At 53.8% G+C, this 15,718-nt stretch carries 11 protein-coding genes; 6 read left to right on the top strand and 5 right to left on the bottom strand.

Annotated elements, in window-relative coordinates; all coding sequences use genetic code 11:
* The first annotated feature begins 113 nt into the window (after window positions 1-113).
* Window positions 114-1,265, top strand: a complete 1,152-nt coding sequence (locus G449_RS16845; protein WP_022659279.1) for an HD-GYP domain-containing protein — start codon at window positions 114-116, stop codon at window positions 1,263-1,265.
* A 248-nt stretch (window positions 1,266-1,513) separates the two neighbouring features.
* Window positions 1,514-1,735 carry a hypothetical protein gene (locus tag G449_RS0110540; protein ID WP_022659278.1) on the top strand — a complete coding sequence of 74 codons (222 nt, stop codon included), beginning with the start codon at window positions 1,514-1,516 and terminating at the stop codon, window positions 1,733-1,735.
* 142 nt (window positions 1,736-1,877) lie between these two features.
* Here the strand turns inward: G449_RS0110540 and G449_RS0110535 are convergent, their stop codons facing one another.
* The 4 genes from G449_RS0110535 to upp all read right to left on the bottom strand — a co-directional run bounded on the left by G449_RS0110535 (window position 1,878) and on the right by upp (window position 8,993).
* Window positions 1,878-4,418, bottom strand: coding sequence for a glycosyltransferase (locus G449_RS0110535; protein ID WP_022659277.1), 2,541 nt, complete (start codon window positions 4,416-4,418; stop codon window positions 1,878-1,880).
* Window positions 4,419-5,163: 745 nt separating this feature from the next.
* Complete coding sequence (locus tag G449_RS17840; protein ID WP_159060468.1) at window positions 5,164-6,426, bottom strand: sensor domain-containing diguanylate cyclase; 1,263 nt, start codon at window positions 6,424-6,426, stop codon at window positions 5,164-5,166.
* 669 nt (window positions 6,427-7,095) lie between these two features.
* Entirely contained in the window at window positions 7,096-8,355 is a 1,260-nt protein-coding gene (locus G449_RS0110520) for a uracil-xanthine permease family protein (RefSeq protein ID WP_022659274.1), read from the bottom strand.
* Window positions 8,356-8,366: 11 nt separating this feature from the next.
* The gene (gene upp / locus G449_RS0110515; RefSeq protein WP_022659273.1) at window positions 8,367-8,993 is read right to left on the bottom strand and encodes a uracil phosphoribosyltransferase; all 627 of its coding nucleotides are present in this window, start codon (window positions 8,991-8,993) and stop codon (window positions 8,367-8,369) included.
* Window positions 8,994-9,208: 215 nt separating this feature from the next.
* On the opposite strand from upp, the gene G449_RS0110510 reads away from it, so the two are divergent.
* The 4 genes from G449_RS0110510 (at window position 9,209) to G449_RS0110495 (ending at window position 14,127) form a co-directional block, all read left to right on the top strand.
* Window positions 9,209-10,306 carry a DUF362 domain-containing protein gene (locus G449_RS0110510; RefSeq protein ID WP_022659272.1) on the top strand — a complete coding sequence of 366 codons (1,098 nt, stop codon included), beginning with the start codon at window positions 9,209-9,211 and terminating at the stop codon, window positions 10,304-10,306.
* 755 nt (window positions 10,307-11,061) lie between these two features.
* Window positions 11,062-12,066, top strand: a complete 1,005-nt coding sequence (locus G449_RS0110505; protein WP_022659271.1) for a TRAP transporter substrate-binding protein — start codon at window positions 11,062-11,064, stop codon at window positions 12,064-12,066.
* Window positions 12,067-12,267: 201 nt separating this feature from the next.
* The gene (locus tag G449_RS0110500) at window positions 12,268-12,828 is read left to right on the top strand and encodes a TRAP transporter small permease (protein WP_022659270.1); all 561 of its coding nucleotides are present in this window, start codon (window positions 12,268-12,270) and stop codon (window positions 12,826-12,828) included.
* Window positions 12,829-12,837: 9 nt separating this feature from the next.
* The gene (locus tag G449_RS0110495) at window positions 12,838-14,127 is read left to right on the top strand and encodes a TRAP transporter large permease (protein WP_022659269.1); all 1,290 of its coding nucleotides are present in this window, start codon (window positions 12,838-12,840) and stop codon (window positions 14,125-14,127) included.
* A 117-nt stretch (window positions 14,128-14,244) separates the two neighbouring features.
* On the opposite strand, the gene G449_RS0110490 is transcribed toward G449_RS0110495, so the two are convergent.
* Window positions 14,245-15,300, bottom strand: a complete 1,056-nt coding sequence (locus G449_RS0110490; RefSeq protein WP_022659268.1) for an NAD(P)-dependent alcohol dehydrogenase — start codon at window positions 15,298-15,300, stop codon at window positions 14,245-14,247.
* Between the last annotated feature and the right edge of the window lie 418 nt (window positions 15,301-15,718).

Below are 15,718 nucleotides of genomic sequence, written 5' to 3'. Positions count from 1 at the left end.
CATAATTTCAAAATCTATTTGCGGCGGCGTGTTGGCCTTGCGTGGGCATTACTGCGGGGTTTGCTATCTGCGAAAATCAAGGCAAAAACTTATATCCAGGCGATCAAGACCACATGTCCCACATCAAAATACCCGTTTCAACCCTACGCCCGGGGATGTATATTATTGATCCCGGGATATCATGGCTGAAAGCCCCTCTGCTGTATATGCAGGAGGGAATTTTGGCTTCGGACGACGAGATCAACGGCATAATCCTTCAGGGATTTGCCGAAGCATACTACGACCCGGAACGCTCACGCGACGAAAATTCCGCTGCTCCCCAGCCAAACACCCCCCTTGCCATAGAACTACAGGCTGCCAACAGAATTTATGAAGACGCCTATGAGAATGTGAAAAACTTTCTCGAATCCGCCAGAGGCGGCGCGCTTGACCTTACCTTTGCGCGCCCGCTGGTAGGCGACATCATCAAAAGCCTTTCGCGCAACGTTGACGCGCTGGTGACGCTTTCTCTGCTCAAAAAAACAGACGAATACACCTACGCCCACAGCGTCAACGTAACCATTTTTGCCGTGGCCTTTGCCAATTTTCTGGGCATGCCCGATGACCGCCTGCACAACGTCGGGCTGGCCGGGCTGCTGCACGATTACGGCAAGGCGCTGATTCCCAACGAAATTCTCACCGCGCCCCGTTCCCTGACGTTTCAGGAATTTGAGGTCATGCGGTCGCATGTGCTGCTTGGTGTTGAAAAAATCAAACAGTTTTCAAGTGTTGAGCATGAAGCCATTGAAGGCATCGCGCAGCACCACGAAAAGCACAATGGTACGGGCTATCCCAATCGGCTTTCTGGCAAGCAGATTGGCGTTTTTGGACGTATTCTTTCGCTCAGCGATGTGTATGACGCGCTTTCGTCCAAGCGTGTTTACAAAGGAGCATTGGCCCCCAACAAGGCTCTAGGCATGATGTACAAAATGCGCGGCCAGGCCTGGGCACCCGGCTATGTGGAACGCTTCATCAAGATGGTGGGCATTTTTCCCGTGGGTACTGCTGTGGAACTCTCAAACGAACACCAGGGCATTGTGTGCCGCTCCAACCCCAATTTTCCCGCCCAACCCTGCGTTCTTGTGGCGCGAGACCCGGATGGACGCACCATTCAGCCGCAGTTTGTTGACCTCACGCGCTACATTGGCCTGCGCATCACGCGCTCGCTATCTGCTGCCGAATCAGCGCATTTTGACATACCATTGTTACTGGGCGGGCCTGCGTAGGCCAGATTACTGGTCGTGCAGACAAACACTTTTTAGCCGCTCAGCCAGCAACCCACGGCATTTTCTGCTACAAATACGCAATGTTCACATTTCTTTTACACATCCGGGCTTGCCCGCAGGTGCTGTAAACGCTATACACCGGGCAAGGGATAAACCTGCTATTTCAGTATGTTCACCATCTGGGATGCGGCAACCCCCTGCCCAGAAATTTGAAATGTCAAAACGCATCAGGCTTAAGGATAATTTTCATGCGCAGAGTTGATGTTTTGATTGGTGCCCTCAGCCAGTTGACTGGCCGTGATGAGGAAGCTGTGGCCCAGACCTTTGAAGCCATCATTTCCAGCAATCCGGATAAAGGCAAAGACCTGCTTGCGGAAATTACCTTCAGCGAGGCTTCGGCCATGCGCGAAAGGCTCCTCAAGGACGGCCCCGATGTGCTGGCCCGCCTTGTGAACAGAATCAGCGACTGAAAACCGCCCCAGGCATTCTGCCAAGGGCGGTCAGGTGATATCAAACCCCGTCTTGCGGCGGTATGCTGTCCAGACGGTTAGTTACAGCGCCTGCGTTGTACAGGACTTGCCAGATTGACCCTGCATTATGCCGCAAGGCTGGCTACCAGCAGGCTTGCGGCGTCAGGGTCTCAATGAGCTTCCACTGGGCAGCAAAGGCCTTCTGCGAGCTGCGCGATTCTGCATAGCAGCGGGCCTCGCGCTTCATGGCAAACAGCATGGCCTCATCGCTTGCCAGGGCCACCATGGCCGAGGCATAGGCCTCTGCCGTTTCCTGCCGCACCACTATGCCGCTTTTATCCGGCACCACGTTCTCTCTGGGGCCGCCCTGTCCGCTCACCACCACTGCCAGCCCCGCAGCCTGCGCCTCCAGCACAACCTTTCCATATGTATCTGTGGTTGAGGGGAAAACAAAGATGTCGGCTTCTTCATAGGCCTGCACCAGCGCTGCCCCGCTCAGATAGCCCGTAAACGTCACGGGCATGTCCGCAGCCTGCACCTGAAGTTCCCCAGCCTGCGGGCCGTCGCCCACAATGGTCAGCTGCGCACCGGGGATATGCTCCAGCACCATCCGGAAGGCATCCACAAGACGGCTGACGCTTTTTTCTCTTGAGAGCCGCCCCACATACAAAAAACGTGTACCCTGAGCGCTTTCCCTCCCGCTGTTGCGCCAGGCTGGCGTGTAGCGCGAGGAGTCCACCCCGCGGGGATAGAGGCGGATTTTTTCCTCTGGCAGACCGTGGGAGATCAGTTCCTTCATGGTGGCAGCCGAGGGCGCAAAAACCACATCCATCTGGTTATAATACCAGTACACATAGCGCCAGGTGGCTTCTTCCAGCGATGTGTCGCCCGTCAGCTCCAAAATATACTGCGGAAATGCCGTGTGGTAGGTGGCGTGGATGGGCAGCTTGAGCATTTTTGCCGTCAGCAGGGCCGCAAGCCCCATGGGGCCGGGCGTTGCGGAGTGCAGCAGGGTATAGCCGCTCTCATAGCAGTGCTGCACAATTTTAAGCGCGGGCGGATAGTGCAGTGTCAGCTCTGGATATTCAGGAATGGAAAAGCTGCCCGTGGGGTTGAAATTTATGGGGCCAAGGCCATCGGTGTGCCGGCCTTCCACATTTTCTGGCCGGGCGCAGGTCAGGATATCCATTTTTTTGCCCTGCTCCCGCGCCAGGGGCAGCATGGATTGCAGGGTTTTGGCAACGCCGTTCACTTCAAGATAGGTATCCGTAAAATGGGCAATGGCGGCCTTGTCCGCCGCCGTGTCGGATCTGGCACCCCTTGGACGAAAACGACGCAGGCATTCGCGCGTAAACATTTTATCCTGCGCAAAAAGCGAATAGCCGATGCCGTAAGGGGCAAGCATGGCGTAGAGCGATCCCATGGCTCCCACCAGCTTGAACACATTGAAAAAATTTCCCTTGAGCACATCGGACAAAACGGAATTGGCGCAGGCAAGCTGCACATTTTCCGCCACATCACCCACAAAACGGGCCAGCAGCGCCTCACGCCGGGGCATGCGCTCCTGCGGCACAATGACGTTGACGCTGTCCGCCGCCACGGCAAGCTCCGGCGATTGGGCAATGGCCCTGCCAGCCGCCTCAAGCATGTTTTCCTGCATACTTTTTTCAGAGCGGGACACCCATCTGCCGCAGTTTAGCAAAAATCCGCCGATGGACATGACGCGCGTCTTGATAGTGCGGGTGCGCGTATCTGGCTTGCCCGTGAGCATGTTTTCGGCAAAGCGCAGCACGGTGCTGTTGTTGATATCCTGCGCGAGGCCAGTGGAATTTTTATAGAACTGGTAACCGATGGCATACAGATTATGGGCAAAGCCCAGCGGCGTTGCAGGGATGACCCGGGGCGTGGTGCCCCCTGCCATGACCGCCCGCAGCAGGGCCGAAGCCGGGGCGTGGCCCGAGCAGCCCAGTTCCGCGCGGGGAACGTCTATCACTGTGGAACTTCTAGCGATATTGCAGGAGGAATGGTCGTCAGATCCGGCCACAAAGCTCTTGCGCCAGGGCTGGGCAACAAGCGCGTCAAGGCCATGTTTTTCTTCCATTCTGGCTGTGGCTTCCGGGGTCAGGTCGGCCACAATCTGGCGCAGCGCGTCATTCTGCACATTATTACGCGCGCCGTTGAGCTCAAAAACTGAAAACAGCAGTATGAGCTGCTCCACATGGCCCAGGGTCAACCGGTTATTGGCCGCGCACAGGGGGTGCGCGCAGGCATGGGCAATGCCCTGCCCCATCAGATAGGGAACAAGCTCAAAGATGTTGCCCCTGAGCTGGGTTATCTCCCGGTGCTGCGATTCCGTGATATCCCAGGCGAGCACATGAATCTCGCACTTATCTTCAGGAAAGAAGGCCGAAATTTCTTCGCTGATGAAGGTTTGCGACAAATGGGCGATTTCCAGCGCGCCAGCAATGGTATCGTGATCTGTAATCGTAACGTAGTCCATGCCCCTTGCTCGGGCTATGTCGTAAATCTTGCGGGGAGGGGTGTAACTTTCGCCGCAGCCGATCTTTTGCAAAATCCACTGCGATGGGCAGGTTGAATGGCGGGAATGGACGTGCAGATCTACGCAGAACGAGGCATTGAACGGGCTGGATTCACTCTGCTTTCCGTCTGGGCTTGGGAACATGCGGCTTCCTCCTGAATGTGCTGTGGCCATTCGCGATTCCGCCATCATCACGCCGTCAGCAACTACGTTGCCGTAACGGCGCGACACATCCGCCGTTTACAGCGTTGCCTGAAATGATGCGGATGCGTACTGGGTATTGCATGGTCTGCACTATAGAAAAAATCCAGAGGGTTTGTGTGCTGGCAGAGTGAAGGTTATCGGGCTTTTGTGCGATGCCGTAATACTGCTAACAGGCTGAAATCAAATCCTTAAACCGACATGTACCATTTAACTGTAACAATCCGCGCTCAAACGGCGGCGCTTTGCGGCTGACCTTAGTCCACAAGTCCTTGCAAACACAAAAAGAGACGCTAAAACCTCCCTTTTTGCGCCAGCGACACCATACCGGGCCAGCTTCTCGCGGGGCGGCTGGTGCGCCTGTTGCCTCAATGGCGCGCGCGTGAACTGCCCGCCCATGTGGTTTACCCTGTGCAAAAAGGCTTGCCCCTGCGTGTGCGAACCCTTCTGGATTTTATGACAGAACACGTTGAGAAACTGCTGGCGCGACCCTGCGTATGCCCCGGCACAGGCAGCAATAAACAGGGCAAAAGGTAGAGCGCAGGCTTTGCAGGCGACAGCCGCCAAGCAGATACTAAGTGGAAGGGACGGGGAAATGGTAAACTGACGCCAAAATGCCACAAAAAAATCCTGCCCTCCCAAAGTGGGATGCGGCAGGAAAACATAAAGGTAGTGCCAGATAAAGGCTTTATACTGTGCTGGCCTTGACCCTGTTGCGCCCTGAATTTTTGGCCTCGTAAAGCGCCTTGTCGGCGGCTTCAAGGATTTTGGCTGCAAGCTGGGAAGGCGATACCTTTTCAAAGCGGCTCTGCACTGTGGCCACCCCGGCGCTTATGGTCACATAATTGCGATCGCTGCCCGCGTGGGGCGTTTTGAGATCACACACTGCTGCCCGCAAAGCTTCGCACACCTCACGGGCGTTGCGGTCACCGCATTCAGGCAGCACCACGGCAAACTCCTCGCCGCCATAGCGGAACAGCTCGCCCCCCATATCTTCCAGCGAATCCTTCATGGTTCTGGCGACCTGGACCAGACATTCGTCGCCGGCCTGATGCCCGTACTTGTCGTTATAAAACTTGAAGAAGTCGATATCTATGAGGATCACAGAGAGGTTGCCCGCGCGGCGGTTGCACACGGCAGCCTCCCTGCGCAGGATGGCGTCAAAAAATCTTCTGTTATACGCGCCCGTGAGGTGGTCGTGGATGGACATATGGCGCAGGCGCTCGTTGGCTTCCTTGAGTTTGCGTTCCAGCGATTTGCGCTCTGTAATATCAAAATACGCCAGCGAAAGCGCTGTGATGCCACCGGAGGCATTGCGAACCGGTGTGACAGAAACAGCATAATCCCTGTTGTCGATTCTTACTTCATGGTCAGAAACCCGCCCCCCGGCATCAAGATTGCAAAAGTCACTCTGGATGTTTGCTTCCAGTTCCGGGTGCAACAAAGAAATATGCGCGCCGCTCGTATCAAACAATGACCGGCCGGATAGTTGCACATGGTGCTCGTTGGCAGAAATAAGCACGCCGTTGCGGTCAACAACGCACATGGCAATGGGGGCGGTGGCATAGATGGTATCGAGGTCAATGGCCGTGGAAATTCCCGCAGAATACAGGGCAATGTTGGCAATAACCCGCTCTACGCCTTTAAATCCCATCAGGCCGTAACCATCATCAAACAGAGGTTCTCCGCTCATTTCCAGCAGAAACAGAACCCCATCACTTTTCCGCACATAATGGCCGATCACGTTTGAAAAGGCGCGCGGCTCGCCATATTCATCCATGAGGGTTTCCATGGCCATCTGCTGGTCAGCGGCATCCATACCGAAAAACAGGGACTGCCCTTTTACCGTTGGAATGCCAAGAATTGCGGACTTGAAGGGGACATCGTCGCAATAACACAAATCTGGCCCGGCTACCCATTCCCAGGACTGATGATTACTACTACGCTGCATTGGCGACTCGGGATTTACCCAAAAAAGAAAAGGGATTTTGACAATGGTCTGCTGGCTGGCAGGCCCATCCAAACTTGGGGATATCTCTATACCGATTTTCTCTGCTCAGGTACAGATGTTTTAAGCTACACTTTAATTATACTGTTTTATATATATTTAATATATTTTTATTAAAAAAATAATATTTGTAAAAAAAATTACTACACCTTTCTCATTAATATAACTATTTACTGGCAAAAGAAAAAGTTTCTACGCAGTATTTATTTAAAAATGTACTATTTGATTTAGTAGCTAGACATAATTACCATAATTACCTGTGATGATAAATTATTATTGCAGTATATTATCTACAGCACTTGCCCAATTGATAAAATATAATGCATGGCATATCTATCAACTCCGTGTAATATTGATACCAAGTGCGGCAATCCCTAAAAATTTCATAGCCCTGAATGCGCAGGGCGGCCCGCATGCCACTTGCCTCCGCCACACTTGCTGCACAATGACTTTGCCAAAAAGCAGGGCGGCACGGCGAAGAACGCCATGCCGCCCGCAAACAGACAAAACCCATCAGCCGAATCGCATAGAACAGGGATCAGGCAAGGTCAGCCATATGCCGCGCCTGATCAGCGCGAACCTTATAAAAATCCACGCCGAAAAGCTCTGCATCTAGGTGCGGCTTCTGGGCAACAGCAGGTTGAGCAATACGCCCGTAACCGCGGCAAGGCCGATGCCGCCAAGCTTGAACGAACCAATGCTGAACTGCATGCCGCCCACGCCAAAGATGATGATGAGCGCAACAATGATCATGTTGCGCGGTTCCATCAGATCCTTGCCAGCCCGCACCAGCGTGTTCAGGCCCACAACCATGATCGCGCCGAACAGCAGAATCATGATGCCACCCATAACAGGCACGGGAATGGAACCAAGAAACGCGCCGATTTTTGCCACAAACGACAGCAAGATTGAGCACATGGCCGCCCAGGTCATCACGGCGGGGTTGAACACCCGAGTAAGACTCACTGCACCGATAACTTCGGCATAGGTGGTGCAGGGCGGGCCACCCACAAAACCGGCAGCCATGGTGGCAACGCCATCGCCAAACATGGTGGCGTGAACGCCGGGATCTTTAAGGTAATCGCGCCCGGTAATGGAGCTGATGGCGACAACATCGCCAAAATGCTCAATGGCCGGGGCAAGCGTAATGGGCATGATAAAAAGTATGGGCTCCCAGGCAAACTCGGGGAAGGTGAACGAGGGCATCTGCAGCCAGGGGGTTGCGGCAACCTTTGTCCAATCGCCCACGCCGAAAAACATCGAAACAATAAACCCAGCCGCAATGCCGCACAAAATGGGCATGAGGCGCAAAAAGCCCTTGCCCATGAGCGACACCAGCACGGTAACGGCCAGCGATGTCATGGAAATCCACAGGGCCGTGTTTTCGGGCACCAGCACAACCGCGCCATCGCCTGTTTTGCCCAGGGCCATGTGCACAGCCACCGGGGCAAGAATAAGGCCGATAACCATAATGACCGGGCCGGTCACAATGGGCGGCAGCACACGCAGCACCACATCCGTACCGCGCCAGCGGATAAGCCCGCTCAAAAGAAAATACACCAGACCGGAGCAAACAAGCCCGCCAAGGGTTTGCGCCATGCCCCAGGTTTGAACGCCGTAAATGATGGGCGCAATAAAGGCAAAGGACGAAGCAAGAAAAATGGGTACCTTGCCCCGCGTGCAGACCTGAAACAGCAAAGTGCCCACACCTGCGGTGAAAAGAGCCACGTTGCTGTCAAGCCCGGTCAACAGGGGAACAAGAACCAGAGCGCCAAAGGCCACAAAGAGCATCTGCGCGCCTATAAGACAATCCCTGAAGCGAAAATTATAGTCAGTGGGTGCAATCTCGCGCCGCGTACTGGCTGTGCTCATGGGGCCCCTCGCTACTTGGTTCCGAAGATACGGTCGCCGGCATCGCCGAGACCAGGAATGATATAACCGTTTTCGTTCAGATGGTCGTCAATGGCGGCGGTGTAGATGTCCACATCCGGGTGGGCGGCCTTGACTTTGGCAATCCCTTCGGGCGCGCACACAAGGTTGAGACTGCAAATCTGTTTGCAACCGTGGCGCTTCAGCAGGCTGATGGCGGCAATAAGGGAGCCGCCGGTTGCCAGCATGGGGTCAAGGATGATGGCAAGCCGCTGATCCATATCGGTAGCAAGCTTTACGTAATATTCAACAGGTTCAAGGGTTTCTTCGTTGCGGTACAGGCCCACAACGCTGATCTTGGCGCCTGGGATCATGTCCAGCACTCCGTCCATGAGGCCAAGGCCAGCGCGAAGAATGGGAACAACAGTCACCATCTTGCCGGAAATGGCCTCAATTTCCACCGGCCCGGCCCATCCCTCAACAGTGTGCTTTTCTGTACGAAAGGCCTTGGTAGCTTCGTAAATGAGCAGACGCGCAATCTCGTTGGAAACAGAACGGAATTCGCGCGTGGAGGTGGCCCCCATGCGCAAAATGCCCAACTTGTGGCGCACAAGAGGATGATCAACGACATAAACGGCCATAAAGCCTCCTTAGCTATGCATAACTGACTGGGTGGAAAAAATTAAAACCGGACTACGCTATTCTTAATGGCGACTCGTGTCAACGATACTTGCGGACAGCCTTATTGCCTTGGCTGCGCGGCATGCGCTAGTGTTTTGCAGCTTTGCACAGGGCAAAACCGTGCCAGATTCCCTGCCCTGCCGTACCTTAAACATCCTCACATGGAGGCCACGCCATGCCCGCCACAGTTTATTATGCAGATATGCACTGCCGGTCGCACGAGGACAGCAAAATCGCCAAGGTAGCGCGCCTCTGCGATGCGCTCAATCTGAAAAAAATCATCAAGAAAAAAGAACTTACCGCCATCAAGCTGCACTTTGGCGAATACGGCAACGACACGCACCTCAACCCAACTCTGGTGCGCCAGGTAGTAAACAAGATTATGGAAGCAGGCGGCAAACCATTTTTGACGGATACAACGACCCTGTATTCCGGCAGCCGCCACAATGCCGTTGACCACATGCAAACGGCATACGCCCATGGCTTTGCGCCCTCGGTGGTGCACGCCCCAATCATTCTGGCCGATGGCCTGTATGGCGAAAATGACGTGCCCGTGCGCATCAACGGCAAGCATTTCAAAGACGTGCATATCGCTACAGAGATACGCCGCGCCCCGGCAATGGTGGTGTTGTCACACTTTAAAGGGCATGAAATGGCGGGATTTGGCGGCGCGATCAAGAACCTTGCCATGGGCGGCGCTGCCGTGCGCGGCAAAAAAGAGCAACACGCCACCCACGTATCTGTCAGTGAAAAAAAATGCGTTGGCTGCGCCAAGTGCGTCAAGGTGTGCCCGCAGCACGCGCTCAGTATGAAAAGCAAAAAAAGCTTTGTTGACATTGAAAAATGCATCGGCTGCTTTGAATGCATTACTGTTTGCCCAGAAAAAGCAATTAGCATAGACTGGGAAACAGAGATGCAGCCATTTATTGAGCGCATGACAGAATACGCCTATGGGGCAGTAAAAGGCCGCAAAAAGAGTGTTTGCTACATCAACTTTGTGCTCAATGTAACTCCCGACTGCGACTGCGCACCCTGGAGCGACATGCCGCTGGTACCAGACGTAGGCATTCTGGCCTCCACTGACCCTGTAGCCCTGGATCAGGCCTGTTTTGACCTTGTTTCAAAAGCCCCTTCGCTCAATCCGGAGACTTCGGCCCAGCCAGTTGCAGACAAGTTCGCCGCCCGCTGGCCGCACACCTGCGGGCAGGTACAACTCAGCTATGGCGAATCGCTGGGCCTGGGAAACCGCGAATACAAGCTCAAAAAAATCTAGCACTCTGCGCATTACAACATCAGGGCACATGGCTCCCCGGTCAGGTGCCCTGGTGTTGTAATGCGCAGTTGCTGACCAGCCTTCTCACTGCCTGCCCTGCTGCCATCTGTGGACACGAGCAGATGGCGGGGAGCCTCCAGAAAACATGGCCCACGCAATTGTCACAAAATTGTCATATATTTGTCACAATAATTACGACCAAGTATGATATATTAAAAAATTTTGTTTATTATTTATGTTTCAAAGGCATTTTGAAATTTATTTTTTAAAATAAAAATAAATTTTTTACGCTAAAAAAATTCTGGGCAGGCATTTTTTAAAAAAACTACATAATTCTATTTTATTTTATTGTTCTTAAATTTATTATTTAATAAATTTTAAATAATATTTTCATACACTATCTAACTTTTCTTTCAAAAAAAAATTCATACTGACAAATCAACTGTAGTAGTCGCCATATTTTCAGCAAAAGCGGCAAGGTTTCAGCTTTCTACATTTTTGTTGAAAACAATCATTTCGGCGTGGATTCAGGATATAAGAGCTTCTTCAACTTTTTTTTGCAAATAACAGTTGAATTTTAGGTAGATCGTCACTTAAGTTTGCCTCAGCTTTTGACCCGTCAGAGTCTGACGCACCAGAACGTATTGGGAAACGTGGGCGCGTCGGCTGGTCATAATTGCCCCCCCTGCTGTGGACAGGGATAAGTTTTCATTGTCAAACGGCATCTAAGTTTTACTAGCGAGGAGGTTTACAGGATGAAACGTATCGTAGCTCTGCTTGTTGCTCTGGGCCTTGTTTGCGGCATGACCCTTGGTTTTGCCCAGGCCGCTGAAGCCAAGACCATCATCAAGATCGCGGGCATGAAGCCCGAAGGCGAGCCGGAAACCATCGGTATGCACCTTTTCGGCAAGTATCTTGCCGAACTTTCCAACGGCAAATATGAAGTGCAGGTTTTCCCCAACAGCCAGCTTGGCAAGGAAGACGCCTACATTGCCGCCACCCGCAAGGGCATCATTCAGATGTGCGCCACCGGTACGCAGACCTCTGCCCTGCACCCTGCCATGGCCATGCTTGAAACGCCCATGCTCTTCGATGATCTGGACCACGCCCGCCGCGCCATGGAAGGCAAGACTTTTGAGCTTATCAACGAAGGCTTCACCGAAAAGTCCGGCCTGCGTACCATGAACGCCTTCCCCCTGGGCTTCCGCCACTTCTACACCAAGAAGCCCATCGTCACCGTGGAAGACGTAAAGGGCCTGCGCATGCGCGTGCCCAACATTCCCCTGTACACCAACTTTGCCAAGGAATGCGGCATCAGCGGCCAGCCCATGCCCTTTGCCGAAGTGCCCGGCGCGCTTGACCAGGGCGTCATCGACGGCGGCGACAGCCCCCTGGCCGACATCGTCAGCCTCAAGATGTACGAAATCACGCCCCAGATCACCCTTACCGGCCACATCCTCGTAATCCACTCCCTCTACATCAACGACAAGTTCTATCAGTCGCTGCCCGCCGAGGACAAAAAGTGGTTTGACGAAGCCGCCAAGCGCTCCGCCGATGACGTGTGGGCGATGGTTAAGGAAGGCGACGAAAAAGCCAAGGCGACCATCCTTGCCAACAAGGGCAGCATCAATACCCCCAGCAAGGAATTCCACGATTACATGGCTGAAGCCGGCAAGCGCAGCTGGAAGCTCTTTTACGACACGGTGCCCAACTGCCAGGCCATTCTGGACAGCGCCGCCAGCTACCGCGAATCCAAATAATTGTTCCCCGCTTTACAGGCCGGAAAAGTATAGGCTTTTCCGGCCTGTGCAGTTCATGGACAAAACCCCCGCGGCCTTTTTGGGTAGCGGGGGTTGCAACAATTCTTCACGCAGCCATCTGCGGGTACACAAACAGGCTTGCTAGCATCAGCACGGCACTGCGTAGCCAGCGATTGGGGCAGCGTTTTCCAGAGGTTCGTTATGAGCGACGACATTTCCAAAAATTTTCCGCCGGACCATGCGCCGGGCGTGCATGCCTTGCTTGAGCCGGAACAGGAACCCAAGCATGAAACCACGGGGCAATTGCTGTTTGAAGTATTCTGCGCCGTCATCTTTCTGGGCATGATCGGTCTTGTGTTTTACAATGCCCTGCTGCGCTACATCTTTTCTTCCAGCTACCCGCCGAGCGAAGAATGGGCGCGTTTTCTCTTTATGTACATTACGTTTTTCGGCGCTATTGAAGCCTTTATCTGCAAGAAGCACATTGCCGTTGACCTGCTTGTAACCACGCTGGAAGGCGCAAAGCGTAAAGCTGTGGATATTCTGGCATCGGTATGCGGCCTTTTTGCCCTTGGCCTGCTGTTTTACGGCGGCGTGGTCAACGTGCTGCAAACGCTTGATACCTACTCTGTGGCAACCAATGTCAACATGGCCTTTATCAACGGCACCCTGCCCATCATGGCTCTTGTTGGCTTTATTGTAGAACTGCGCTCTCTTGTGAGCCTGGTTCGCAGACCTGCATCCACCTTTCACAAGGGCTAGGAGAGAAGAATGGAACTCTTTATTTTCCTCGGCTCCCTCTTCTTCTTCATGCTCATTGGCGTTCCGCTGGCCATTGTGCTTGTGTTGTGCTCCATTGTGCTCATGTGGCACTCGGGTATGTGGGATGCCATGATTATTCCCGGCAGCATGCTGGACGGCGCCAACAACTACCCCTTGATGGCCATTCCCTTCTTTGTGTTCGCCGGTGAAATCATGGCGGAGGGCGGCCTTTCCAAACGCGTGGTGCAGCTTGCCCAGCTCATGATTGGCCGGGTACGCGGCGGCCTTGGCTATGCGGCCATTATCGCCAGTATCATCTTTGCTGGCCTGATGGGCAGCTCCGTGGGTGAAGCCGCCGCTCTTGGCGGGCTGCTGCTGCCCATGATGAAGCAGGTGGGCTACCACCCTGGCCGTGCGGGCGCTGTTATCGCCTCCGGTGCCATCCTTGGCCCCATCATCCCGCCCAGCACCAACTTTATTCTGCTTGGCGCTACGGTCAGCGGTCTTTCCATCACCAAACTGTTCATGATCGGTCTGGTGCCCGGTATCCTTATCGGTCTGGCCCTCATGGTGGTGTGGTTCTTTGTGGTGCGCAAGGATGGCTATAATGAAACCATCCGCTTCACCAAGAAAGAAGCCATCAAGATTCTTATTGACTCCACGCCTGCCTTCATGATGCCTGTGCTGCTGCTTGGCGGCATTCGATTTGGTGTTTTCACCCCCACGGAAGGCGGTGCGTTTGCAGCCATTTACGCTATTTTGGTGTGCGTGCTGTATTATCGCGAGCTTTCCTTCCGCGATCTGCTGCGGGTGAGCGCCCGCGCGGCCCGCACCACCTCGGTGGTCATGCTGATCGTGGCCACGGCTACGGCTGTTGGCTGGTTCATTACCATTGCGCAGATTCCCAACCAGATGACCGCGCTCTTCTCGCCGCTTATTGACAGCCCAATATTGCTGCTCATCAGCATCAATATCTTCCTGTTCCTTATCGGCATGGTCATGGACCTCACGCCCAACATCCTGATCTTTGCGCCGGTGTTCTACCCGCTGATCCAGCAGGCAGGCATCGACCCGTACTACTTCGGCCTGCTCTTTGTGCTCAACCTGGGCATCGGCGTTATTACGCCCCCGGTGGGCACGGTGCTGTACGTGGTGTGCGGCATCGGGCACATCAAGTTTGCCGACCTCATCGTCAAACTTGTGCCGTTCATTCTTGTGGAAGTGGTCATGCTCTTCCTGCTCATGTTCTTCCCCAGCCTTTCGATCGTTCCCATGAACTGGCTGATGGGCGGCAACTAGCAACTCATTGCGCATAAGTTAAAACCTCCCGGCATGCCACTGGTATGCCGGGAGGTTTTTATTTGGCAACTGCCGGGGCTTATTGCGTTGCCCGACAAGCTTCAGCGTTACTGGGCACTACACCACAACCACAGGCTTGATCAGGTCGCGCGGCTTGTCCTTCATCAAGAGTAAGGCGCTTTCAATATTCTCAAATCCCTTGAATCTGTGGGTCAGCAGGGGCGCAACGCTCAACCGCCCGTGAACCAGCAAACTTGCCAGCTTTTCCATGCGCAGCCTGCCGCCGGGCATCAGCCCCCCCGCCACGATCTTGTGGCCCATGCCGCAGCCCCACTCGATGCGCGGGATTTTGATGAAATCGCCGGATCCCAGATAGTTCACATTGCCGATGCGCCCGCCGGGCTTGAGCACACGTATGACCTCCGCAAAGGTGTCCACATCGCCCCCGGCAATGATGGCCTTGTCCACTCCCTTGCCCTTGGTGCGGTCCATTACCTGGCTGACAATGTCGCCATCCCGGTAATTGATGATGGCTGTTGCGCCGTATTCACGGGCAACCTCTGCGCACAGGGGCCTGGAGCCGACAGCAAAAATTTCGCCAGCGCCGCGCAATGCCGCACCCGCAACAGCCATCAGGCCCACAGGGCCAATGCCCACCACCAACACGGAATCGCCGTACTGCACATCGGCCAGTTCCGCACCATGAAAGCCGGTGGGCACCATATCGCTCAACATCACGGCTTCGGCAGGGTCAATGGAGGGCGGCAGCAGGGCCAGGTTGCCGTCCGCATCGTTAACGTGAAAAAGCTCGCCGAATACGCCGTCCTTGAAGTTGGAAAATTTCCAGCCCGCGAGCATGCCGCCGGAATGCATGGAATACCCGGCCTGCGCCTCAAGCGAATTCCAGTCTGGCGTAATTGCAGGCACGATGACCTTGTCCCCAGGTTTAAAGCAACGCACCAGAGAACCAACTTCCACAACTTTGCCAACCGCCTCGTGTCCCAGAATCATGTCGTGCCGGTCACCCAGCGCGCCTTCCCAAACCGTGTGGACATCTGAAGTGCAAGGAGCTACCGCCACGGGTTGAACAAGAGCATCCAGCGGGCCGCACTGGGGCTTTTCTTTTTCTATCCAGCCGATCTTGTTCAGGCCAAGCATTGCAAAACCTTTCATTTCTCTTCTCCTGTCTTTTGGGTAACTGCGACAGCCAGCACAACTGGTTGTGCATTCATACTAGTTTGTGCTGGAGCAGGAGTAAAGTGATTTTTTCACAAAATAATATTATACAAATATAGTTTATTTACTCCACAATACGGCCTACCATCGCCCACACTTTCAGGTCAAAAGCACAAAAATTGCCGTCAACTGAAAAAGCCACCTCGCAAACCCAGCCTTCTGCCAAGAAGAACGCATGGTTATCATCCTTACAGCTCTGCCATCATTTTTTTGAACAATTCAATAGGCATGCATCAAAATACTGCCAGACGATAAAAAATCGTCGTTTTCTGGTAACAAAAGATTTTTATTCAAAGCATAAAGTTATATATACACCGAACGATACGCTAATTGGTATCAATGTGAAAATTCAGCA

The organism is Desulfovibrio desulfuricans DSM 642 (genome assembly GCF_000420465.1).
GTDB lineage: Bacteria > Desulfobacterota > Desulfovibrionia > Desulfovibrionales > Desulfovibrionaceae > Desulfovibrio > Desulfovibrio desulfuricans.
Note: the sequence above shows the minus strand (reverse complement) of the source record. Positions and strands in the feature narration are given on the sequence as shown.